This is a genomic window from Thermosynechococcus sp. M3746_W2019_013 (genome assembly GCF_015296045.1).
In the GTDB taxonomy this organism is placed as follows: domain Bacteria; phylum Cyanobacteriota; class Cyanobacteriia; order Thermosynechococcales; family Thermosynechococcaceae; genus Thermosynechococcus.
This window is the reverse complement of sequence record NZ_DVDW01000018.1, coordinates 1-22,037: the sequence shown is the minus strand read 5'-3', so window position 1 is coordinate 22,037 and position 22,037 is coordinate 1. Positions and strand designations below refer to the sequence as shown.

Below are 22,037 nucleotides of genomic sequence, written 5' to 3'. Positions count from 1 at the left end.
GAAACTAAAGAATAATCAAGGACAAATTGCTATTCTCAATTCTAGGGGGATTTGGGCATCACTCCCTTGCCGATTGCTGGCTGCTCCAGTTCAGCAAAAAGGGGGGCAGTCCTTCCTTGCCATTGAGCACAATCACTTGGGGCACTTGGGCACCGCCTTCGCGCCACGCTTCGATCGCCTCCTTTTGCAGCACTAACTGGCCACCCGGAGCTTTGAGGGTTTCAGCAAGGAGGCGTTGGGCTTCCGCTTTCCCTTGGGCACGGTTAATTTCCGCCTGCGCCTGTTGAGCTGCCTCTTGGGCAATGTAGACTGCTCGCTGTGCCCGCTGTTCCGCAATTTGCTTATCCTCCACCGCCTTGGAAAATTCCTCCGAGAAGTCAAGGTTAACCACACTGGTATCGAGCACCAGAATGTGGTACTTAGACAAGCGTTCCTCTAGGGCGCGATCAAAATCCTGCTTCAGTTCGTCCCGCTTGGTAATGGCCTCCTCAGCCGTGCGGCGCGCCGCCGCAATTTTGAAGGCCTCTTGGGTTTGGGGGGCGATGATTTTGGCAACAATATTTTCCAGTGTGCCTTGGGTGCGGCGCACATCCACAATGGCCATAGGGTCTAGGCGAAAGTTAATGGCAAAACTGGCGGTAATGTCCTGCAAATCTTTGGTGGCACTTTCCGCTGGCACCTCAAACTTCTGGACAGTTACGTCATAGACATCCACGCTGGCAATAAAGGGGGGTTTCCAGTGAATGCCCTCAAGGAGGGGGGTATCTTGAGCCTTTCCCAAGATACTCAGCACCCCGGCTTGGCCGGGATTGATAATCACCACTGCATTCAAAAGCACAACCAGCAACACAATGGCGATCGCCACCACTGAGGAGGTGAGCCGTGAACTGCGGAGTTGATTCATGCCCAACGAACCTGATTTCTGGTTTGATTATAGGGTGTGCTTCCCGCCGATCCTAAAGACAATTCCTTGCTAGAGTACAGATAGTCTGTCATTTACTGAGCGTCCTATGCGGTTGCCCATTACTGCTGCCCAAGCGGCCTACTATGGTGATGCCTACTATCGCACTCCCCCTCCCGATCTCCCTTCGCTGCTGTTGAAGGAGCGGATCGTCTATCTTGGCATGCCTTTGGTGCCGGCGGTAACGGAGTTGATCATTGCGGAACTGCTCTATCTGCAATACGACGATCCTGAAAAACCCATCCGCATCTACATTAACTCGACGGGTACCTCCCGCTACGATGGTGAGCCCATTGGCTTTGAAACGGAAGCCTTTGCCATCTGCGACACCATGCGCTACATCAAGCCGCCTGTGCATACAATCTGCATTGGTCAAGCCATGGGGATGGCAGCCATGTTGCTCTCGGCTGGTACCAAGGGATGTCGCGCCAGTTTACCCCACGCCACGATTGTTCTGCACCAAACCAAAAGCTATGCCCAAGGGCAAGCCACCGATATCCAAATTCGTGCTAAGGAAGTGCTGGCCAATAAGGCGATGATGGTGGAGATTTTGGCACAAAATACCGGTCAACCGCCGGAACGGATCACCCGCGATATGGATCGGCTGCTCTATATGACGCCGCAAATGGCTAAGGAATACGGTATTATTGACCGCATTCTTGAACCCGAGGCGGTGACCAAGAAACTACCCGCAACCCTCACTTAATGTCACTTAGTGTAAGAGTCACTTAGTGTAAGACGGCTGCCCAGTCGCGGCCAATGCGAATGGTGATGTCGGAGGAAAGAACGCCAGTGGAATTGGCAGAGACATATCCCATGCCAAGAGTAGAGCGGAGGGTTTCGGCAGCTCTAAGATCACCCTGTTGGGCAATAATCTCTGTTTCTGGGCTTTCCTGGTACCAGTCTTCAGCAATCACCACATTGGTATAGCCGTAATGGGCAAGGAAATCGGCCATATCTCGGGCAGCCTCACGACTGCCAGAGGCGTTTTGCAGGGCAATGCGCAACGTACCCGTTTCCTTCCACGTAGGGTCAACCGCTTTTGAGGGGCGATCCCGAAAGTGCGCGGCAATGACCCGATCAATGCGGTCATAGTCAGGGAGCCAGTAGCTCGCCTCATAGCCATCACCACTAAAGTGTCCCGGCAGCAAAATCAAGCGGAGATTCTCCGGTGGAATGCGCAGACTAAACTGGGCGATCGCCATCAGTTCGGCAAAGGTTAAATCCGTATCCACATATTTTTGGAGGACGCCATAGATTTTTGGTAGCTGGGTCACCATGACGGGATTGGCCAGTTTCTTCTGTAGCGCCTTGATCAGCATCTGCTGCCGCTGGGCACGACCAATATCCCCCAGTTCATCGTAACGAAAGCGAACAAAGCCCTCTGCTTGCTCCCCGTTCAGGGTTTGCAGCCCCGGTTGTAAATCAATGTAGAGCTTTTGGGTGTGATCGGTATAAGCCATCCGCTTAGGCACATTGACCTCAACACCCCCCACCAGATCCACCAGTTCTCGAAATGCCTGTGTATCAATGCGAATGTAGCGATCAATGGGGGTATAGTTGAGGGTTTCACTCACCACCCGCACCGTTAGCTCCACATCCCCATAGACATTGGCGGCGTTAATTTTGCCGGTACCATAGCCGGGTATTTCCACACGAGTATCACGGGGAATACTCAAGACCGTAATCGTGCCATTTTCAGGGTTAAACCGCGTCAGCAGCATCGTGTCAGTGCGACCACGGAACCGTGCCGCGGAGCCTTCGGGGGCATCCAAGACGTTATCCACCCCCAGCACCAAGAGGTTCACTGGCCGACTCATGCCATACTGGAACCCCCGTGCCATCATTTCCAGCCAAGAGAGATCCCGACGATGGCTGGTCCCCTGAAAGGGTGACATCAAAACAAACGTCATGCCCGCAAAAGCTGACACCAGGGACACACCACTAAAGGCAGCAATCCAACCTAGGGTACGCCACGGCGAAGGATGCGATCGCTGACCCCTGCTTTTTTGATACACGCTTTGACTTCCCCGACCACCCCCAAGAGAACTTACTGGTTTCCGTTGTTTAACGCCTCGTGCCACAAATTCACTCCCAAAACAAAAACGAATCGTGGGACAGTCGGGTGGACGCAACCCCTATCTCCAGTGTAGGGGATTGATTACTGATCCCGCACTTATACCTATTGGACTACCTATTGGACTGTCTTGGACTGTCCCAAGGAGGGCTTGTTTTTGCTTTTCGATCAGTCCCTGAAATTTATGCGCTGGGAATTGGTTAATTGGCAATTGTTCCACTGTCAGCTTAGTAGAGCCGTTCAAGGACATAATCCGTCAATTGGCTAAGGGCCTGACGGGGTTCCGACGGCGGAAGCACTTCAAGCGCCGGTAGAGCCGCTTGGGCATATTCCTTGGCTAAATTGCGGGCATCTTCAATCGCACCACTTTGGCGCACAAGGTTGAGGGCGGTTTCCAGATCACCTTCTTCACTAAACTCGCGCTCGATGAGGGTGTGCAGGTAGGGGGCTTTGGGTAGGGCAAAAAGGACAGGCGCCGTTAGGTTGCCATCCCGCAGATCCGAGCCCGCAGGTTTCCCTAGTTCTGCCGTTGAGCGGGTGAAGTCGAGGATGTCATCCACGATTTGAAAGGCCAAGCCCAAATTTTTGCCGTAGGTGTACATGGCTTCGATGGTTTCTGGGGGCGCTTCACTGAGAACCGCGGCGGCCTTGGCACTGTTGGCAATGAGGGAGGCTGTCTTGTAGTAGGTTTTCAGCAGATAGTCATCTAGGGTAATGCTGGTGTCAAAGCGGTTAAAGCCTTGGCGAATTTCCCCTTCAGCAAAGTCCTTGATGACTTGGGAGAGGAGCTTCACCACTTGCAGGTTATCCAAATCCGCTAGGTACCAAGAGGCTTGGGCAAAGAGAAAGTCTCCGGCTTGAATGGCCACCCGATTGCCAAAGACGCTGTTGACCGTGGGCACACCGCGCCGCAGTTGCGCTTGATCCACCACATCATCGTGAAAGAGACTGGCAGTATGAATCATTTCCGTAATTTCTGCCAAGCGGCAGTGCCGGGGGGTAATCCCCTGATCGGGGAGTGTGGCTCGCGACACCAAAAAGACAATGGCAGGTCGGATGCGCTTGCCACTGGCGGCAAAAAGATGTTCGGCGGCAGCAGAGAGTACGGCGTGTTGGGCTCCAATTAGTGCCTTCAGGTTCTCCGTGAGTACACAGAGATCCGCTTCGACAGGTGAAAAAAGAGAGGTTACCGAAGTCATGGACGGGCTGGCCGCATAAGTTACGAAATTTTACAGAATCCTAGTTGTATTCTAAGCGAACCCTCCAATCTTGGGTAAGGGTTCCGATGAATTTTCAGGAAGCCTTAGAATTGAGAGCCGCCCCGGTCGTGGAATCAAACAGATAAAGATGGCTGACCTGCAACTGGAGAGGGTCACCCCTTTGAGGGATTTGGTGACTGGGGGCTAGCCACAGCAGTTCCTGAGCACTATCCATGAGGCGACAGCGGACAATGGCTTCGCGGCCTAGGGGTTCAACGAGGGTGGCGATCGCCCCCAAACCCTGCTCGCCGAGATGCAAATGCTCTGGGCGAATGCCTATGGTGAGGCTCTGTTCATTGTTCAGCGGCCAATGGGGGGTATGGGGACAGGACAAGGACTGCTGCGCGATCCAAAGACGGCGGCCATCCCAGCGAGCGGGCAGTAAATTCATCGGTGGCGTGCCAAAAAATCGCGCCACCATTGTATTAGCCGGTCTGCCATAGAGCTCAGCAGGGGTGCCAATTTGCTGAATTTGGCCGCGGTCCAGCACCACGATGCGATCGCCAAGGGTCATGGCCTCCACCTGATCGTGGGTGACGTAGAGGGTGGTAATGCCCAGTTGTTGATGCAATTGTTTCAGTTCAGCACGGGTTTGCTCCCGCAATTGAGCATCGAGGTTAGAGAGGGGTTCATCGAGCAAAAACACTTGGGGCGATCGCGCCAAGGCTCGTCCTAGGGCCACCCGCTGCTGCTGACCACCAGAAAGTTGACGTGGTTTACGCTGCAACAGGGACTCGATCCCCAGTAGCTTTGCCACTTGCAGTACTCGCTGCTGCCGTGTTGTCGGATCAACACCGCGCATTTTCAGACCAAAGCCAAGGTTTTCGGCCACGGTCATGTGGGGATAGAGGGCATAGTTCTGAAAGACCATGGCCACATCGCGATCGCGCCCACTGCGGCCATTGACACAGGTCTCCCCAATATAGATGTCGCCGCTAGTGGGTTGCTCCAAGCCGGCAATGAGCCGCAATAGGGTGGATTTACCACAACCAGAAGGCCCAACAATCACCCAAAACTCCCCTGCCGGTACCGTTAAAGATAGGGGGCCGATCTCCACCCCCGGCGCAAATCGTCGCGTGACTCCCTCTAGGCGCAGTGTTGCCGTCACAACCTATCGCAAGCCCAGCCACGTAAAGAAATCTTGACCAGTCACCCACTCGAGCACGAGCAGGGCGATAAAGCCAATCATCGCAAAGCGGCCATTGATCAGCTCTGCATAGCGCGACCAGCCAAATTGGGGGGTCAAATCATCGGGCGTCGGTTCACTCATGGTGTTAGGAATGCAAAACCACTTCTTTAGATTGGCATAGGGTCCTGAGCATTTCATCCCCTTTTTGGGTCTTTTATTTTAGGATAGGTTTGTTTCTGCTGTAAGGCTGTGATGACCGCCTTGATTTGTGCTTGACCGGCAGACTTTTCAAACCGCAGCGGAAACTTGCCGCGCCGCAATAACCGCCACCCTAAAGGGATAAGGCTCATAACTCCAACGACATCCCGCAGACCATTGCCCACCACCCGTAGGCCAAATTGCCGCTCATCCACCCAGCCGCCTCTTTTCACCAATTCCAAGAGCACTTGACGATGACGCAAAGGACGGTCTTGATTGCGGGATGCTGGGGTTGAGCGTGCGAGGATCGCCTGCTTGATCTCACTAATGCGATCAAGGGGTTGCACGCCCACAGGGCACACCGTATTGCAATTAAAACAGCGGGTACAGCCCCACACGCCACTGCTAGCGGTGTTGTATTTGTCTAGGCGTTGCTCAGTTTCGCTATCGCGGGTATCAGCCACAAGGCGAGCGGCCTTGGCAAGGGCATGGGGACCGACAAAGGCGGGATTCACTTCCACGGCATTGCAGGCACCGTAGCAGGCGCCACAGAGGATACAGTTGCCGGCGGCGTTGAGCTTGGCGCGATCGCTGGGGGATTGGAGAAACTCCCGCTCAGGTACTTGCCGTGACGCTGCACTCACATAAGGATTGACGGCTGAAAGTTTTTGCCAAAAATTGCTCATGTCTACGACAAGGTCTTTGAGGACAGGCAAATTCCCCAAAGGGGCGATCGCAATTTGGTTGGGCACAGGGCTGTTGGCTAGCTCGGCAAGAATACTTTGCTGACAGGCAAGGGCAGAACGACCATTAATCGTCATCGCGCAACTGCCGCAGATGGTGTTGCGACAATTTTTGCGAAAGCTAAGAGTGCCATCTTGGTATTCCTTGATTTGAATGAGGGCATCCAGGATCGTCAGGGAAGGATCAATCTCTAGTTCAAAGGTTTGCCAATAGGCGCCCTTGTCGGGCGCTTGGCGACGAATCCTCAACTGAATTGTCATATGCTGGTGTTGGCCCAATCTAGTTTCCAGTCTATACTAAGCACTGCGGTGATGATAAAAGTTGCAAAATCCCTAATTTACTTTTTCATCACAGGTCTCCTCGAGCTTGGGGGAGCCTATTTTGTGTGGCTCTGGCTACGAGAGCATAAAAGCATTTGGTATGCCTTAGGGGGGCAACCCTACTTTTTATCTATGGCATGGTACCGACGCTTCAACCCGCGCATTTCGGTCGTGTTCAAGCCGCCTATAGTGGCATTTTCCTGCTGGTGGCTATGTTCTGGAGTTGGGGAATTGATAAAGTGCGCCCCGATAAGTTTGATCTGCTCGGTGCCGGGGTTGCCCTCCTAGGAACGCTGATTATCATGTATGCGCCAAGAAACCATTGACGGCATCGCGATCGCCCCAAAATTGTTCTGTAAGCTGGACTTAATCTAATTTATTCGAAAGTAATATTTATCAAAGACCAACGGATGCAGCGGGGGCGATCGCCCAATAAGCTTCTATCAACTTCAGCCTGTACAGCCCGCTGGACAGCACATGAGCACATGATGGTTAAGGAGGAGTAATACTGTGGCTTTTCTCGGTCAGTTTCGGAGGATTGTGTCAGGTAATTACAGTCGCCCACCCTTGGTTTCTTGCCGGGTGGCATAGTCATGGGGGCTCTGGGCAGTCAACGCCAGATTTCTGATGCCATCTAATCTATAAGTTCACCTGAAAAAAATTGTCCAAATCATTCCAAATTATTAAAGTCATTAAAGAGGCGGGGATAACCGGCTCCACTGTGATGGAAACTGGCCCCAAAGGGCGTCGCAATATGCGCTCCCCTGCTCAACCCCACATTTCCCCTACCCAAGCCAACGTCAAGCTTGAGGTACTCACCCAGACCCGCGAAATGGCTGAAAAAAATTGTGGATCGGGTTGCAGTCAAGTTTTTCAACGACTATGCAGGCATTGCCTACATCTACGATGCCGAAGTGCTCTACGCCCACAGTTTTTTGGTCCAGAGGGCTGCTGAACTCCTCTGCGCAGGGGGCCTAACCAGCAAACCAACAACTCGGGGGGGCAAACACAGCGTGATCCCCTCTTTTTAAGGATGTATTGGGTAGTAACTTTGATGGGGCTTGACAAGACGCCTCCTGATTTTTTAAACTAAAAATCTGTTGCGGGTATAGCTCAGTGGTAGAGCGCAACCTTGCCAAGGTTGATGTCGCGCGTTCGAATCGCGTTACCCGCTCTTAAGGTCGCAAGCAACTTCCTCCTTGGAAAACTGGCCAACGGCTCGCTTTTCCCTAATCAGTATCCGCATGAAAATAGCGGTAAATTCTTTCCGCCAGGCGGGGGCCGACCCCGTTCACCTGTGCCAACTGTTCAGGGGTGGCCATACGGATATAGTCAATGGAGCGAAAGGTGGCGAGGAGTTCCTTTTGACGTTGGTAGCCTAAGCCGGGGATTTGGTCGAGGTACGATCGCCGTTGGCGTTGGGCACGTTTCTGACGGTGGAAGTTAAGGGCAAAGCGATGGGCCTCATCCCGCACGCGGCGCAGTAATTGCACCCCTGGCTGCTCTGGATCTGTGGGGAGAGGTTGGCGGTGGTGGGGTAGGAAAATCTCCTCCCGCTGTTTAGCCAAGCTAAGAAGGGTGAGATCGCCCAAGAGTGGCTCCAAAACCTGAACCACAGCGGACAGTTGTCCCTTGCCGCCATCAATGAGGATCACATCGGGCCAATCATCGAGGGGGTCACCCTTGCCCTCAAGGTAGGGGGCAAAGCGGCGGCGTAGAATCTCAGCAAGACTGGCGAAGTCGTCGGAGTGCCCAAGCTTTACCTCGGGGTTGCGGATGTTGTAGTGGCGATAGTGCTGCTTGGCAGGCAGGCCATCAATAAAGACAACCTGTGAGGCCACCGCGTCAGACCCTTGAATGTGGGAAATGTCGTAGCCCTCAATGCGGTGGGGCAGGGTGTCAAGGCCAAGGAGCTGGGCTAAATCTTCAAGGGCAGTTTGGGTGCGATCGCTAGCCTGTTGTAGCCGTGCCAATTCTAATTCTGCATTTCGTTGCACCATGGCAATGAGTTCTGCTTTTGCCTGCCGTTGGGGGACGGTGAGGCTAACAGCGCAACCTTTCTTTTCACTGAGGTACCTGCGTAGGAAATCTGGTTCGGGGAGGGGATGCTGTAACAAAATTTCACTGGGAATTTCTACATCCTCCACTTGGGCATAGTGCTCTTCAAGAACCCGCTGCAAAATTGTGCCGGCACTGCCACTTTGGGCATCGGCGACGAAAGCTAAACGCCCCACCAAGCGACCAGCGCGAATTTGAAACAGTTGGATGGCTGCGTGGCGATCGCCCACCGCAAGGGCAATGGCATCTCGAGAGACAGTGTCATCAGGCAATGAAACTTTTTGATCCACGCCTAAATGTTCCAGGCCGCGAATTTGATCTCGCAGTCGGGCTGCCAATTCAAAATTGAGATCCGCTGCCGCTTGTGCCATTTGTGCCTGCAACTGTGCTACCAGTTCCCCTGTGCGTCCCTGAAAGATCATCGCTACCCTTTGTAGCGTTTGCCGATACTCTTGGGGAGAAATCAGACCTTGGCAGACCCCCGGACAGCGCCCAATATCATAGTTGAGGCAAGGGCGATCCCTAAACAGGGGGCGGGGACGTTGCCGCAGCGGAAAAAGCCGCTTCACCAGGGCTAGCGTTTGGCGCAGGCGAAAGCTATCCACATAGGGGCCATAGTAGCGATCCTTGGCAGAATCACTGCGGGGATCACCCCCATTGCCAAATTGGCGTTTGCGAGTAATGAAAATACGGGGATAGGGTTCGGACCACGTAATACAAACGTAGGGGTATTTCTTGTCATCCTTGAGGAGAACGTTGAAGTGGGGCTGATGCTGCTTGATTAAATTGGCTTCCAGAGCCAGCGCCTCCGCTTCCGTATCGGTGACAATGAACTCAATATCTGCCACCTGATAGACCATTAGCTCAAGGCGGGGTCCCAGTTGAGCGGGTTCACGAAAATAGGAACGCACCCGCGATCGCAGGCGTTTGGACTTGCCAATGTAAAGAATTTGATCCGTCTTATCCTTAAGGAAATAGACCCCCGGTGCCAAAGGCAACTGCCGCAGGACCTGTTCCAAGCGATCGCGATCTTGAATTAAGGGCTGAAGCATGCGGCTACTTCCCTAGAGCTGAGTAGCGGTTGCTCCCAACCAGGCTTCCAGATGTGCCCGCTGGCTCGGCGTGGCATCGGCTCGACACTGCAACCGATACTGGGGTTGGGGTTCTCCCAAAATCAAATCCCCTGACTGCAATTGCTGATCATGGAACCATGTCAGATGAATTATCTCTCCCGCTGTGTATTCCCGCAATTGCTCTGACCAGTCTTCTGCCTTGACGCGCCAACCATTGAGGGCAATGATTTCATCCCCAGCCCCTAAGCCTGCCTGTTCGGCGGGGGAGTCGCGCAGGACGGCCTTGATTTGAAGAGAACCATGTTCCTGCTGAAACTGAAGTCCCGTATAGGGCAGTGCGTCTTGGGGAACCAGTTCCAGCCCGACTTTGGTCAGCCACTCCTGAAGGGGAAGCTCCACCGTTCCTTCAATGAATTGCTCGCGCCAGGTGCTGAGGTTTTCATCGGCAACAGTTTCAATTGTTTCCCACAACTCATCGGGGGTATAGCCTTGACCCGTTTCACAATACTGCTGCCACAGCCGCCGCAGGACATCAAGGAGCGATCGCTGGTGATTAAAGTTCAAGCGAATCCGCAAATCCAGCAGTAGGGCCACCAACTCCCCTTTGAGGTAGTAGGACATCTGGGAATTAATGCTATTTTCATCGGGACGATAGAGCTTAATCCAAGCATCAAAACTAGCGGCACTCAGGGATTGGACAAAGCGGCCCGGTGTGTGGAAATAGCGATTGAGGCTGTCGCTCAGCAGTTTCAGATAGGTCTGTGCATCAAATAGCCCCGCCCACAGGGGAATGAGCTGGTCAAAATAACTGGTCACCCCCTCGACAAACCAGAGGCTGGTGGTGTAATTCTCACTGTCGTAGTCAAAGACCTCGAAGGCTTGAGGACGGATGCGTTTGACATTCCAGAGATGAAAAAACTCGTGAGCCACTAAACAGAGAAAACGACAATAGTGCTCTGCCTGCTGAAAGCCAAAACGATGAAAAATTAACGAGCAGCTATTCAAATGCTCAAGACCACCATACCCTTTGTGGGTAAGGTGCAAAATAAAGACATAGCGATCGTAGGGCAGTCCGCCAAAAAGACTAGCCGCCGTCTCAATAATTCGCTGTATGTCAGCGATCGCCCGCTTTGGATCAAAATTTCCCTTGCCCCACACCGCCAATTCATGGGGTTTACCGTCCACCTCAAAGGTGTAAATCCCATGGGTACCCACCTCAAAGGGGCTATCCACAAGGCGATCGTAATTGGCAGCCCAAAAGGTGTAGCCATCCTCACCCCAGACCTCAAGGGGAGTTGTCACCCGCCAGTTTGGTGGTGCTTCAATCGTGATGGTAAGCGGCTGATCGCGATACTCCGGCGCATAGAGGCAGACCGCTCCTGGATTGAAATAGGCGTGGCTCCCATCAACATGGTTCGTGCGTACCGAGAGTTCGTGGGCATAGATGGCATAGCGCACTTCAAGTTCTAGACCCGGCGTGCAGGCCACCTGCCACCGATTCTTAGCACACTTCCACCACTCAAGGGGGATGCCATCGGCAGTCCCCACCGTAAAGTCCTGAAGATGCCGCGCATATTCGCGCACGAGGTAGGATCCAGGCGTCCACACCGGTAAATGCAGATCAAGGACATCGGTTTGGGGTGCCGTTAGCCGCAGCGTCACCCATAAAAGATGCGTCTGCCCCTGCTGGCAGTTAATGCGGTAGGCCATGGCAGGGGGCTGAAAAGAAGACCTAGAGGGGGAGGGATGGATGATCGTATGCGTCATATCCCTCAGTGTAGTGAACTTTGGCGAGGCTTACAATTTCACTTCAATATCCACGCCCGCCGGCAAGTCCAACTTCATCAGGGCATCAATTGTTTTCGGCGAAGGTTGGTAAATATCGAGAATACGGCAGTGGGTACGGGTTTCAAAATGCTCCCGTGAGTCCTTGTCCACGTGGGGCGATCGCAGGACGCAATAAATTCGACGGCGTGTAGGTAGGGGAATCGGACCTACCGGGGAAGCACCGGTTCTTTTCGCAGTCTCCACAATGCGATCGCAGGAGGTATCGAGCAATCGGTGATCAAAGGCCTTAAGGCGAATACGAATTTTCTGTTGTAAAGCAGCCATAGGAATCTTCCTTACTTGTCAAGGTTCAAAAACACCAAACAAAAATTAAGACAAAAAAAGACCGCTAACCCCACAAGCGGGCTAACGGCCTCAAGCATCAACTACTCAATGATTTTGGAGACAACCCCCGCACCAATGGTACGACCGCCTTCACGGATCGCAAAGCGCATCCCCTGCTCAATGGCAATGGGCTGGATCAGTTCCACGGTCATTTTGATACGGTCACCGGGCATCACCATTTCAGGAGCACTACCATCGTCCGCAGTGAAGGAGGTAATCGTGCCAGTCACATCAGTGGTACGCACATAGAACTGAGGACGATAACCGGCAAAGAAGGGGGTTTTGCGGCCACCCTCTTTTTCAGTGAGCACGTACACTTCACCTTCAAACTTGGTGTGGGGCGTAATAGAACCGGGCTTGGCAATCACCATCCCCCGTTCCACATCCTCTTTTTTCAAACCCCGCAGCAGCAAACCGGCGTTGTCACCGGCAATCCCTTCTTCGAGGCTCTTCTTGAACATTTCAATACCGGTGACCGTCGTTGTCCGAGTTTCCCGCAGGCCAACAAGTTCAACGGTTTCATTAAGCTTAATGCGACCCCGTTCAATCCGACCGGTGGCCACCGTACCGCGACCAGTAATAGAGAACACATCTTCTACGGCCATCAGGAAGGGTTTATCCACATCCCGCTCAGGGGTAGGAATGTAGCTATCCACAGCATCCATTAGCTCGTAGATTTTATCCACCCACTCATTTTCGCCGCGCTGGGTTTTCGGATTGGCGGTCATGGCTTCGAGGGCCTTCAGACCCGAACCACGGATGATGGGCACTTCGTCACCGGGGAATTCATACTCATTGAGCAGTTCCCGCAGTTCTAGTTCCACCAGCTCCAGCAGTTCTTCGTCATCTACCATGTCCACTTTGTTCAGGAAGACAACGATGCTGGGCACACCCACCTGACGTGCCAAGAGAATGTGCTCTTTGGTTTGGGGCATTGCACCGTCGGTTGCGGCCACCACCAGAATGGCGCCGTCCATTTGGGCAGCACCGGTGATCATGTTTTTCACATAGTCAGCGTGGCCGGGGCAATCCACATGGGCATAGTGGCGTTTTTCTGTCTCATACTCCACGTGGGCAGTGTTAATGGTAATGCCACGGGCTTTTTCCTCAGGCGCAGCATCAATTTCGTCATATTTGCGAGCCTGGGCTTTCCCCTGGGCAGCCAATACCATTGTGATAGCCGCGGTTAGGGTTGTTTTACCGTGGTCAACGTGACCAATCGTACCAACGTTAACGTGGGGTTTGGTTCGTTCAAATTTAGCGCGTGCCATGTTGTTCCTCGTATAGACTATGCGTTCCCTTTATTTTTGGCAATGATCGCCTCAGCCACATTACGGGGGACTTCCTCGTAATGGCTAAATTCCATCGAGAAAATTCCCCGACCTTGGGTATTCGAGCGAATGTCAGTGGCATAACCAAACATCCGTTCGAGAGGGACTTTTGCCGTCACTTTGGCAATGCCATTTTCCACGGTTTGTCCCTCGATTTGACCGCGACGGGCAATTAGGTCTCCCATCACTGTCCCAAGGAATTCTTCTGGAACCTCGACCTCAACCTTCATCATTGGCTCCAGCAGTACCGGATTGGCTTTCATCACGGCCTCTTTAATGGCCATGGAGCCAGCAATTTTGAAGGCCATTTCTGAGGAGTCAACCTCGTGGTAGGAGCCATCCACTAGTGTGACTTTGAGGTCAATCACTGGGTACCCTGCCAAAATCCCCGATTCACAGGCTTCCTTCATCCCCTGCTCAGCGGGTGGAATGTACTCCTTGGGTACGACACCACCAACAATTTTGGAGACAAATTCAAACCCGGTACCGGGTTCAGCCGGTTCTACTTCAATAACAACGTGACCATACTGGCCTTTACCGCCACTTTGACGGATAAACTTGCCTTCGGCCCGGACGGGCTTGCGAATGGTTTCGCGGTAGGCCACTTGGGGTTGGCCAACATTGGCTTCCACTTTGAACTCCCGCTGCATCCGATCCACAAGAATCTCGAGGTGCAGCTCTCCCATTCCGGCAATCACGGTTTGGTTCGTTTCAGGATCAACGCTGACGCGGAAGGTGGGGTCTTCCTCAGAGAGGGCTTGCAGGGCTTTGGAGAGTTTTTCCATGTCCTGCTTAGTTTTGGGTTCCACAGCCACGGAAATGACTGGCTCTGGAATGTACAGCGACTCCAGAATCACGGGCGAGCTTTCATCGCAGAGGGTATCCCCTGTGAAGGTTTCTTTGAGACCTAAGGCAGCTCCTAGATCGCCGGCTCGCAGTTCATCTACCTCGATCCGTTCATCGGCCTTAAGCACGATCAGACGAGAAATGCGTTCCTTCTTGCCTTTGGTGGCATTGAGCACATAGCTGCCTTTTTTCAGAACGCCAGAATAAACGCGTACGAAGGTAAGGCGGCCATAGGGATCCGACATAATCTTGAAAGCTAGTGCTGCCAGGGGTTGATCGTCATCGGCAGCCCGCTCCACTTCCGTGCCGTCGGGGAGGTGACCTTTAATAGCAGGAATATCAATGGGAGAGGGCAGATAATCTACAACGGCATCAAGGAGCAGTTGCACACCTTTGTTTTTGAAGGCGGAACCGCAGAGCATGGGCACAATGGTGCCAGCGATCGTCCCTTTGCGTAGGGCGGCGCGGATTTCCTCTTCTGTGAGCTCTTCCCCCTCAAAGTATTTTTCCATGAGGGCGTCGTCGGTTTCGGCAACAGCCTCGATAAGCTTGGTGCGATACTCCTGCGCCAGTTCAGTCATTTCGGCAGGAATTTCAGTGTCTTCGATTTCCTTGCCAAGGTCGTCTTTGTAGATTTTGGCGCGCATCCGCACCAGATCAACGATGCCCTTGAACTGATCTTCGGCACCAATGGGCAACTGAATCGGCACGGCATTCGCCCGCAGGCGATCGCGAATCTGGTCATAGACTTTGTAGAAGTTTGCCCCCGTGCGATCCATCTTGTTGACAAAGACGATGCGCGGGACGCTGTAGCGATCGGCTTGCCGCCACACGGTTTCTGATTGGGGCTGCACACCACCAACGGAGCAGAATACCGCAATCACCCCATCGAGAACGCGCATAGAGCGCTCCACTTCAATCGTGAAGTCCACGTGGCCGGGGGTGTCAATAATGTTGATTTGGTGTTCTTTCCAGGAGGTACTAATGGCGGCTGCTGTAATGGTGATGCCCCGCTCTCGCTCCTGTTCCATCCAGTCGGTAACCGTGGTACCCTCGTGCACTTCACCAATTTTGTGCACCACACCGGAATAGAACAGAATACGTTCAGTTGTGGTTGTTTTGCCCGCATCAATGTGAGCGGCAATCCCGATATTTCGCACTCGCTCTAGCGGGGTCGTCCGTGCCACAGCTACCTCCTTGTTTGTTGCATTACGTTAGAATTCTTAAGTAATTGTATCCAACTCTTGGATCGTGTGACGGTTTAGTAGCGATAGTGGGCGAAGGCCTTGTTGGCTTCTGCCATTTTGTGGGTTTCTTCCCGTTTGCGGATGGTGCTGCCTGTTTCGTTGGCAGCATCCATCAATTCATTGGCCAGCTTAGCTGACATCGACCGACCGGCTCGTTTGCGGGAAAATTGCACTAACCAGCGCAAGGCCAAGGAAACCCCGCGATCGGGACGAACTTCCATCGGGACTTGGTAGGTGGCACCCCCCACACGACGGGCTTTGACCTCCACTAAGGGCGTTGCATTTTTTACTGCACGCTCAAAAACTTGCACGGCGTCCTCACCAGTGCGCTCTTGGACGGTTTTCATTGCGTCATAGACAATGCGGCTGGCAAGGGATTTTTTGCCATTGCGCATGACCCGCTGGATCAACATATTCACCAGCACGTTGTTATAAACCGGATCAGGGGCAGTAGGCCGTTTTTGAGCGCGAGTGCGACGAGACATAGGTGCTTTGTTTTCTAGTGAAGTTTAAGGTTTCAAGGATGGACTCAAGAAGATGGAAGAGAACGGAAATTATTTTTTCTTACCGGTAGCAGCAGCTTCACCGGGCTTGGGACGCTTGGCTCCATATTTGGAGCGACCTTGCTTGCGATCTTTGACACCGGCAGTATCCAGCGTGCCACGAATAATGTGGTAGCGCACACCGGGCAAATCTTTAACACGACCGCCGCGAATCATGACCACGGAGTGCTCCTGTAAGTTGTGGCCAATTCCCGGAATGTAAGCGGTCACCTCAAAGCCAGAGGTCAGGCGTACCCGTGCCACTTTGCGCAGGGCAGAATTGGGCTTTTTGGGCGTTGTTGTGTAGACCCGTGTGCATACCCCACGCCGTTGAGGGCAGCCTTTGAGGGCAGGAGATTTTGTTTTTCTTTTCAACAGTTCCCGCTCTTGGCGGATCAGTTGCTGGATGGTGGGCATTGGGGCTTACGTTAATTTCACCGAAACTCTAGTGTATCGAGGTGGCTGTTGTGTTGTCAATGCTGTTGTGGGCTGACGCAGTGTCTCTCAGCATAATGGCTCACCACACTCAGGCTGGCGATCGCGGCGGTGACGGCTCTCAGGGTACGCCGACCCAAGGAAAATGCTTGCCACCCAGCAACTAAGACCTGCTCTAGTTCCGAGGCTGTCCATCCGCCCTCTGGCCCGATCGCTAGATAAATGGGCCCAGAAAGATTCATCTGGGGCAAGCAATTCCACAGGAGTTGCGGGGCACTTAAACTTGCAATGTAGCCCTTGGGGGTGAGACTGACCATTTCGGCAACCGACAGGGGCTCACTGAGGGTAGGCACATAAAGACGCTCACTTTGCTCGGCGGCCTCTTGGAGAATGCGCTGCCAGCGCTGGTATTTATTGATACTGGGTTGCAGGAGCGATCGCGCTGTTTGAATGGGCACAATGTGCTTGACTCCCAATTCCGTTGCCTGTTGCAACACCTGCTCAAAGTTCGCTGCCTTGAGTAGAGCCAGACAGAGAATAATCTCAGTGGACAGTTCCGTCTCACGGCAATCAGGGCGTAACAGCTTGACGGTGTGCCCTTGGAGTTCTCCAAGCCACCGCTGACCCTGACCGTCAAGAATCCAGAGTTCATCTCCCCCTTTGAGACGCAACACATGGTATAGATAATGCTGCTGCTCGGCAGTCAAGGTAACGCACTGATCTAGAATTTGGCTACCTTTAACAATGAGCCGTTGGGGCGATCGCATTTAGTTCCTAGGCACTGAGACTGCATAGCCACTCCACCAGGGTGCGCACGGGGTAGCCAGTTCCACAGGGATTGTTGTAGCCATCTTCTTTTTCCGTCCAGACTGGTCCAGCAATGTCAAGGTGTGCCCAAGGGGTATGGTCGACAAATTGCTGAAGGAATAGGGCGGCAGTAATTGACCCTGCCGAGCGCGGGCCCGTGTTTTTCATGTCAGCCACTTGGGACTTCATGGCCTCAAAGTATTTATTTTCAAGGGGCATTTGCCAGAATTTTTCCCCGCAGCGATCGCTGGCCTTTTGCAGCGCCTGGGCTAATTCGGCGTTATTGCTCCAAAGACCGGCAATATTGTCTCCCAGGGCAACAATACAGGCACCTGTCAGGGTGGCTAAATCCACAATCGCATCTACGCCCAGTTTTTCGGCATAGACAAGGGCATCAGCAAGGGTGAGGCGGCCTTCAGCATCGGTGTTGTTGACCTCGATGGTTTTACCGTTGGAGGCGGTGAGAATATCCCCCGGATGCAGCGCCCGGCCACTAATCATGTTTTCAGTGGCAGCAATAATAAAGTGGACTTCAATGCCAGCGGGTTTGAGTTGACCGATGACCTTGGCCGTTCCCAAAACGGCTGCAGCTCCCCCCATGTCCATTTTCATGGTTTCAATGCCCCCTTGGGTTTTGAGGTTGAGGCCGCCGGAATCAAACGTTAACCCCTTGCCAATGAGGGCAATTTTCTTCTGTACGTTGCCGAGGGGAGTGTAGGTAAGGTGAATAAATTTTGGCGGCAAATCAGAGGCTTGGGCCACGCCCAAAAAGGCACCCATGCCAAGGGCAGCACATTCATCGCGCTCCAAAATTTTGGCTCTCAGGCCATAGGTGGCTGCCAGTTGCTGAGCAGTTTCTGCAAGGGTGACGGGAGTCACTTCATTGGCAGGGGCGTTCACCAGTTCCCGCGCCAGAATCACGCCATCGCAAATCCGCTGCGCCCGGGTCAAGGCGGCAGTTTGTTCCCCTAGCCCTAAAAGGGTCACGACTTCTGGATAGGGTAAGAGTTTGCGCGCTTCCGGGTCAGTCTTGAAGCGGACATCACTGTGGAGGGCAAGGATAACCCCTTCGGCAACGGCTTGGGCGGCATCAGCCGCCTCTAAAGTTTCATGGGGCAGTGCTATGCCTAGGGTTTTTGCGCGTTCACGGCGGGCAGTGCGGGCAATGGTGGCGCCAGTGCGACGGAGGGCTTCTAAGTTAAATTCTTCGCGATTGCCAAGGCCAACAAGCAGGAGTTTTTTAAGGGGAAAGTTGGGTAATAGGCGCATCAGGAGGGAGGTACCAGACTTACCTTGAAATTCCCCTTCGTTGATGAGTTCCTGCAATAGGCCATTGAGGCGTTGATCGAGGGTCGTGTAGGGGTCGGTGAGGGTGAGGGTGCCTTCCGTTTGAAACACAGCGATCGCCAGTAAATCCCCCGACCAGTCGGGAATTGCTGTAGTAACCGTTTGCAGTTGCATGCCTATCTACGACCCAAAAATCTCTCAGCCCCCTTATTTTATCGGCGCTTAGGCCTCAGCAGGAACCCAGACACTGCAAAAATTCAAGGGGCAAGCCATCACAATCGCGGATAAAGGCGACGTGATAAAGGGATGAACCAATCACTTGCTGAGTTGGCTTCAGCAATAGCTGAAAGGGTAAACTCTGGGCCTTTAGGGTTTCTCCCACCTGATTGAGCCATGTTTCAAGGGGGTCAGGATGGTCACTGAGATCAAAGGAAAGATGGTAGTAGCCGACGTAGTGCTCATCGTGGAAGGAATCCGCCGCCGGCTTCGGTTGAGGGACTTGCAGAAGCTCAAGGCGGGTGTGCCAGCCCTTGAGCCAACAGGCGAGGGTATAGCCCGTGGTAAAGCGGACCTCCATCGTGAAGCCTAGGCATTCATAGAAGGCGATCGCCCGCTGGATATTGGCTGTGCGAATTGAAACATGGTGGAAGGCCATAGGCTACTCCTGTTTCGGACGTAGCCGCTCAGGAAAGTCAATAAAGACGCGCTCACCGACACTGACACCACGGATAATTTGGGTTTGATCTTGCCAGCTACTGCCAATGGTGACGGGGCGGAATTTTGGTCGTTTGTCTGCACCCACCACATAAACACCCGTTTGGCCCCGTTCAACGGCAATAGCCACTGTGGGTACCAAGAGAGCGTTGTTAATTTTTTGCCCCAGAAAATCTAAGTCCACATTCATCCCAGAACGCAGCTTTTCTAGCCCTGTCACCAAGGAAACCCGCACCTGAAAGAAGGTGACATTTTGCTCCACCACTGCCTCGGGAGCTACTAGCCGCACCCGCCCTTGAAAGGTTTCCCCTGGATAGGCATCGGCACGGATTTCAACGGGTTGCCCCACGAGCACTTGGCCAATATCCACTTCTGGTACTTCGGCAAGAATTTCTAACCCCTCAGCGATCGCCACAATGGAGGTGGAAGTGGCAGAGGTTGTCGCCGAGGCTGTGGTGGTGGGGGTTACAAAGGCTCCTGGATTGGCGTACTTTTGGGTAATGATCCCCGTAAAAGGAGCACGAATCACGGTATCTTCGAGGGCAGCACGGGCGGCTTGGACTTGGGCTTGGGCGGCAGCCACTGCGGCTTCTGCTTGACGGATGTCTTCACTGCGGGAGCCACGCTGTAAGAGTTGCAAACGCTTTTGGGCTTCATTGAGGTTGGCGATCGCACTATCGCGATTCGCTCTTAGTTCATCCAAGGTATCGCGGGGAATCGCCCCCTCCGCCGCCAAGAATTCATTGCGTTTCAGGCGTTCTTCTGCCAATTGAGCGCGGGTGGTGGCGGCTCGCACTTGGGCTGCGGCTTGGGCAATTTCCTCAGCCCGGTTCCCGGCAACGATGCGATCGCGACGGGCAATGGCGTCCGCTAGGTTGGCTTGGGCTTGGGCGAGTTGCGCTTGTTCATCGCGGTTGTCCATACGGGCAATGATTTGACCCGCTTTCACCCGATCCCCCTGTTCGACGTACAGTTCTGCCAAAAGACCCGCTCGCTTTGGACTGATATTGACAGTTTGCACAGGCACTACTTTGCCCGTGGCCGCGATGCGAGCAACTAAATCGCGACTGTCTTGAACGGAGACGGTGTAGCGATCTAGGTCAAGGGGCGTTTGGCGCGATCGCCAGAGAAATAGTCCAGCACCGCCCACTAGGCCCGCGGCAATCACCCCAATCACGAGCGATCGCCCCGGGGATGAAGCTTTGCCGACGAAGGGGATAAAGGCTGCCATGAATCCCTTACAGTTCTTGACCTATTCTAACGTTATGTTACAGTGACCTACCGCAGAGCAGCATTGACCGTGTCTATTGGTTCTATCTGTCCCTGAATAGAAGCGCAGATGCTATCCTAACCAATACTGTCTATGTCCTTTGCCTATGAATCCTGCACTCTCCCAGATTGGCCAGCAAATGTCCCAACTGACGGGAGTCCGGGCAATCATGAAGGATATTATCGAGACGCTGCGCCTGAATCGCGGCCAAGACCTCATTAACCTGAGTGCAGGCAACCCCCTCATTCTCCCTGAGGTCGAGCAACTGTGGCGTGACTGTACCCACGAACTGATGGCCAGCCCAGAATTTGGCCAAGTGGTCTGCCGCTATGGTGCCAGCCAAGGGTATGAACCGTTGATTGCTGCTGTTGTCGATGATTTTAATCGCCGCTATGGTTTGAACCTGACGGAGCGCAACGTCCTTGTCACCCCCGGCAGTCAGGCCCTCTACTTCTTTGCTGCCAATGCCTTTGGGGGCTTGAGCGCCAACGGTCAATTAAAGAAAGTCGTTCTTCCTTTAAGTCCCGAATACACAGGCTACGGTGGCGTCAGCCTTACCCCCAATACCGTTGTTGCCTATCGTCCGCGCCTTGAGGTTTTTGAAGCGGATCACACCTTTAAGTATCGTCCAGACTTTCAACAACTGCACATTGACGACACCACGGGCTGTGTAATCTTCTCCCGTCCCTGCAATCCAACGGGAAATGTACTCACAGACCTAGAGGTGCGCCAAATTGCCGATTTGGCTGTGCCCTATGGCGTGCCGGTGCTGATTGATGCTGCCTATGGGCCACCCTACCCCAGTTTGAATTTTACCGAACTAGCGCCCGTTTTTGGCGGGAACATTGTCCACTGCCTCAGCCTTTCAAAAGCAGGGCTGCCGGGGGAACGGGTGGGGATTGCCATTGGCGATCGCGAGATTTTGAGTGTCCTTGAAGCCTTTCAAACCAATGCCTGCATTCATGCCTCCCGCTACGGTCAGGCGATCGCCGCTTTAGCCATTGCCAACGGTGCCCTCGCCGAAGTGTCTGTCAATGTCATTCGCCCCTTCTATCAGCGCAAGTTTACAATTCTCGAAGACGCCCTACGCAGTGCTTTACCCAACGACATTCCTTGGTTTTTGCATCGCGGTGAAGGGGCGATTTTTGCGTGGTTGTGGCTACGGGATTTACCCATGACGGATTGGGAATTGTATCAACACTTGAAACGAGCAGGTGTGATTGTTGTTCCCGGCAGTTCCTTTTTCCCCGGCTTAACGGAGCCGTGGCGCCACAAACAGGAGTGCTTACGCATTAGTCTCACCGCCAGTAATGAGGAAATTGCCCTTGGCATGCAACGACTGGCCGCCACCATTACCCAGGTTTACCAAGCATCTCCTAACTGTTTCTACTCTGAGATGTTGGCGTAGTTGTCTTTTTATCGTGTCGTTATAGCACTGATGGGCCAATAACTTATCCCTAGATCCCCTTAAATCTTCTGGGGTAACATTCAACCCCTGGGCAAGGGGTGGCGCTTAGCCTATGCTGGGCAGTGTCTTGCTGTTTCTGGTTGAGGTAAGTTTGCCAAT

At 53.4% G+C, this 22,037-nt stretch carries 19 protein-coding genes, 1 tRNA gene and 2 pseudogenes; 5 read left to right on the top strand and 17 right to left on the bottom strand.

Translation table 11 applies throughout. The features are described from left to right. Positions 1–58: 58 nt before the first annotated feature. A complete protein-coding gene (locus tag IGQ16_RS03740) occupies positions 59–904 on the bottom strand; it encodes a prohibitin family protein (protein ID WP_024124804.1) in 846 nt (281 codons plus the stop codon). 106 nt (positions 905–1,010) lie between these two features. Between IGQ16_RS03740 and IGQ16_RS03735 the strand changes: the two genes are divergently transcribed. Next, positions 1,011–1,667, top strand: coding sequence for an ATP-dependent Clp protease proteolytic subunit (locus IGQ16_RS03735; RefSeq protein WP_024124803.1), 657 nt, complete (start codon positions 1,011–1,013; stop codon positions 1,665–1,667). Positions 1,668–1,689: 22 nt separating this feature from the next. On the opposite strand, the gene IGQ16_RS03730 is transcribed toward IGQ16_RS03735, so the two are convergent. The 5 genes from IGQ16_RS03730 to IGQ16_RS03710 form a co-directional block, all read right to left on the bottom strand. Beyond that, entirely contained in the window at positions 1,690–2,979 is a 1,290-nt protein-coding gene (locus IGQ16_RS03730) for an LCP family protein (protein WP_297039842.1), read from the bottom strand. Positions 2,980–3,265: 286 nt separating this feature from the next. Beyond that, positions 3,266–4,237 carry a solanesyl diphosphate synthase gene (sds, locus tag IGQ16_RS03725; protein ID WP_011057594.1) on the bottom strand — a complete coding sequence of 324 codons (972 nt, stop codon included), beginning with the start codon at positions 4,235–4,237 and terminating at the stop codon, positions 3,266–3,268. Between the two features lie 94 nt (positions 4,238–4,331). Further along, positions 4,332–5,405 (bottom strand): ABC transporter ATP-binding protein, encoded by a 1,074-nt coding sequence (locus tag IGQ16_RS03720; RefSeq protein WP_024124801.1) that lies wholly within the window; start codon positions 5,403–5,405, stop codon positions 4,332–4,334. A gap of 3 nt (positions 5,406–5,408) precedes the next feature. Beyond that, positions 5,409–5,567: a chlorophyll a/b-binding protein gene (locus tag IGQ16_RS03715; RefSeq protein ID WP_024124800.1), complete on the bottom strand. Its 159-nt coding sequence runs from the start codon at positions 5,565–5,567 to the stop codon at positions 5,409–5,411. Positions 5,568–5,620: 53 nt separating this feature from the next. Continuing rightward, positions 5,621–6,628 carry a succinate dehydrogenase/fumarate reductase iron-sulfur subunit gene (locus IGQ16_RS03710; RefSeq protein WP_297060297.1) on the bottom strand — a complete coding sequence of 336 codons (1,008 nt, stop codon included), beginning with the start codon at positions 6,626–6,628 and terminating at the stop codon, positions 5,621–5,623. Here IGQ16_RS03710 and IGQ16_RS11720 point away from each other — a divergent pair. The 3 genes and pseudogenes from IGQ16_RS11720 (at position 6,629) to IGQ16_RS03690 (ending at position 7,862) form a co-directional block, all read left to right on the top strand. Next, positions 6,629–7,014: pseudogene (locus IGQ16_RS11720) on the top strand (YnfA family protein). A 398-nt stretch (positions 7,015–7,412) separates the two neighbouring features. Continuing rightward, a pseudogene (locus IGQ16_RS11715) lies at positions 7,413–7,643 on the top strand (hypothetical protein). A gap of 147 nt (positions 7,644–7,790) precedes the next feature. Then, positions 7,791–7,862: transfer RNA gene (locus tag IGQ16_RS03690), tRNA-Gly, on the top strand. A gap of 55 nt (positions 7,863–7,917) precedes the next feature. Here the strand turns inward: IGQ16_RS03690 and uvrC are convergent. From uvrC to IGQ16_RS03635, 11 genes are all read right to left on the bottom strand, one after another. Further along, a complete protein-coding gene (gene uvrC, locus IGQ16_RS03685) occupies positions 7,918–9,798 on the bottom strand; it encodes an excinuclease ABC subunit UvrC (RefSeq protein ID WP_297060294.1) in 1,881 nt (626 codons plus the stop codon). Between the two features lie 12 nt (positions 9,799–9,810). Continuing rightward, positions 9,811–11,586: a M61 family metallopeptidase gene (locus IGQ16_RS03680; RefSeq protein WP_297060292.1), complete on the bottom strand. Its 1,776-nt coding sequence runs from the start codon at positions 11,584–11,586 to the stop codon at positions 9,811–9,813. Between the two features lie 30 nt (positions 11,587–11,616). After that, positions 11,617–11,931: a 30S ribosomal protein S10 gene (gene rpsJ, locus IGQ16_RS03675; protein WP_024124795.1), complete on the bottom strand. Its 315-nt coding sequence runs from the start codon at positions 11,929–11,931 to the stop codon at positions 11,617–11,619. 101 nt (positions 11,932–12,032) lie between these two features. Then, the gene (gene tuf, locus IGQ16_RS03670) at positions 12,033–13,262 is read right to left on the bottom strand and encodes an elongation factor Tu (protein WP_024124794.1); all 1,230 of its coding nucleotides are present in this window, start codon (positions 13,260–13,262) and stop codon (positions 12,033–12,035) included. Positions 13,263–13,279: 17 nt separating this feature from the next. Beyond that, positions 13,280–15,355 (bottom strand): elongation factor G, encoded by a 2,076-nt coding sequence (gene fusA, locus IGQ16_RS03665; RefSeq protein ID WP_297060289.1) that lies wholly within the window; start codon positions 15,353–15,355, stop codon positions 13,280–13,282. A gap of 74 nt (positions 15,356–15,429) precedes the next feature. Next, positions 15,430–15,900: a 30S ribosomal protein S7 gene (rpsG, locus tag IGQ16_RS03660; protein WP_024124792.1), complete on the bottom strand. Its 471-nt coding sequence runs from the start codon at positions 15,898–15,900 to the stop codon at positions 15,430–15,432. A 69-nt stretch (positions 15,901–15,969) separates the two neighbouring features. After that, a complete protein-coding gene (gene rpsL, locus IGQ16_RS03655; protein ID WP_011057584.1) occupies positions 15,970–16,374 on the bottom strand; it encodes a 30S ribosomal protein S12 in 405 nt (134 codons plus the stop codon). 56 nt (positions 16,375–16,430) lie between these two features. Next, complete coding sequence (locus IGQ16_RS03650; RefSeq protein WP_041429090.1) at positions 16,431–17,159, bottom strand: 16S rRNA (uracil(1498)-N(3))-methyltransferase; 729 nt, start codon at positions 17,157–17,159, stop codon at positions 16,431–16,433. A 7-nt stretch (positions 17,160–17,166) separates the two neighbouring features. Next, positions 17,167–18,660 carry a leucyl aminopeptidase gene (locus IGQ16_RS03645; RefSeq protein WP_024124791.1) on the bottom strand — a complete coding sequence of 498 codons (1,494 nt, stop codon included), beginning with the start codon at positions 18,658–18,660 and terminating at the stop codon, positions 17,167–17,169. A 55-nt stretch (positions 18,661–18,715) separates the two neighbouring features. Continuing rightward, positions 18,716–19,141: a VOC family protein gene (locus tag IGQ16_RS03640; protein WP_024124790.1), complete on the bottom strand. Its 426-nt coding sequence runs from the start codon at positions 19,139–19,141 to the stop codon at positions 18,716–18,718. 3 nt (positions 19,142–19,144) lie between these two features. Continuing rightward, positions 19,145–20,431, bottom strand: coding sequence for an efflux RND transporter periplasmic adaptor subunit (locus IGQ16_RS03635; RefSeq protein ID WP_297060287.1), 1,287 nt, complete (start codon positions 20,429–20,431; stop codon positions 19,145–19,147). A 145-nt stretch (positions 20,432–20,576) separates the two neighbouring features. Here IGQ16_RS03635 and IGQ16_RS03630 point away from each other — a divergent pair, with 145 nt between their 5' ends. Next, positions 20,577–21,878: a valine--pyruvate transaminase gene (locus IGQ16_RS03630; RefSeq protein WP_024124788.1), complete on the top strand. Its 1,302-nt coding sequence runs from the start codon at positions 20,577–20,579 to the stop codon at positions 21,876–21,878. Positions 21,879–22,037: the final 159 nt, after the last annotated feature.

Coding starts and splice junctions, on each gene's coding strand:
- IGQ16_RS03680 (WP_297060292.1), bottom strand. CDS start 11,586: ATGACGCATACGATCATCCATCCCTCCCCCTCTAGGTCTTCTTTTCAG.
- IGQ16_RS03635 (WP_297060287.1), bottom strand. CDS start 20,431: ATGGCAGCCTTTATCCCCTTCGTCGGCAAAGCTTCATCCCCGGGGCGA.
- IGQ16_RS03740 (WP_024124804.1), bottom strand. CDS start 904: ATGAATCAACTCCGCAGTTCACGGCTCACCTCCTCAGTGGTGGCGATC.
- rpsL (WP_011057584.1), bottom strand. CDS start 16,374: ATGCCCACCATCCAGCAACTGATCCGCCAAGAGCGGGAACTGTTGAAA.
- IGQ16_RS03640 (WP_024124790.1), bottom strand. CDS start 19,141: ATGGCCTTCCACCATGTTTCAATTCGCACAGCCAATATCCAGCGGGCG.
- IGQ16_RS03735 (WP_024124803.1), top strand. CDS start 1,011: ATGCGGTTGCCCATTACTGCTGCCCAAGCGGCCTACTATGGTGATGCC.
- uvrC (WP_297060294.1), bottom strand. CDS start 9,798: ATGCTTCAGCCCTTAATTCAAGATCGCGATCGCTTGGAACAGGTCCTG.
- rpsG (WP_024124792.1), bottom strand. CDS start 15,900: ATGTCTCGTCGCACTCGCGCTCAAAAACGGCCTACTGCCCCTGATCCG.
- sds (WP_011057594.1), bottom strand. CDS start 4,237: ATGACTTCGGTAACCTCTCTTTTTTCACCTGTCGAAGCGGATCTCTGT.
- IGQ16_RS03650 (WP_041429090.1), bottom strand. CDS start 17,159: ATGCGATCGCCCCAACGGCTCATTGTTAAAGGTAGCCAAATTCTAGAT.
- IGQ16_RS03645 (WP_024124791.1), bottom strand. CDS start 18,660: ATGCAACTGCAAACGGTTACTACAGCAATTCCCGACTGGTCGGGGGAT.
- IGQ16_RS03630 (WP_024124788.1), top strand. CDS start 20,577: ATGAATCCTGCACTCTCCCAGATTGGCCAGCAAATGTCCCAACTGACG.
- tuf (WP_024124794.1), bottom strand. CDS start 13,262: ATGGCACGCGCTAAATTTGAACGAACCAAACCCCACGTTAACGTTGGT.
- rpsJ (WP_024124795.1), bottom strand. CDS start 11,931: ATGGCTGCTTTACAACAGAAAATTCGTATTCGCCTTAAGGCCTTTGAT.
- IGQ16_RS03710 (WP_297060297.1), bottom strand. CDS start 6,628: ATGACAATTCAGTTGAGGATTCGTCGCCAAGCGCCCGACAAGGGCGCC.
- IGQ16_RS03715 (WP_024124800.1), bottom strand. CDS start 5,567: ATGAGTGAACCGACGCCCGATGATTTGACCCCCCAATTTGGCTGGTCG.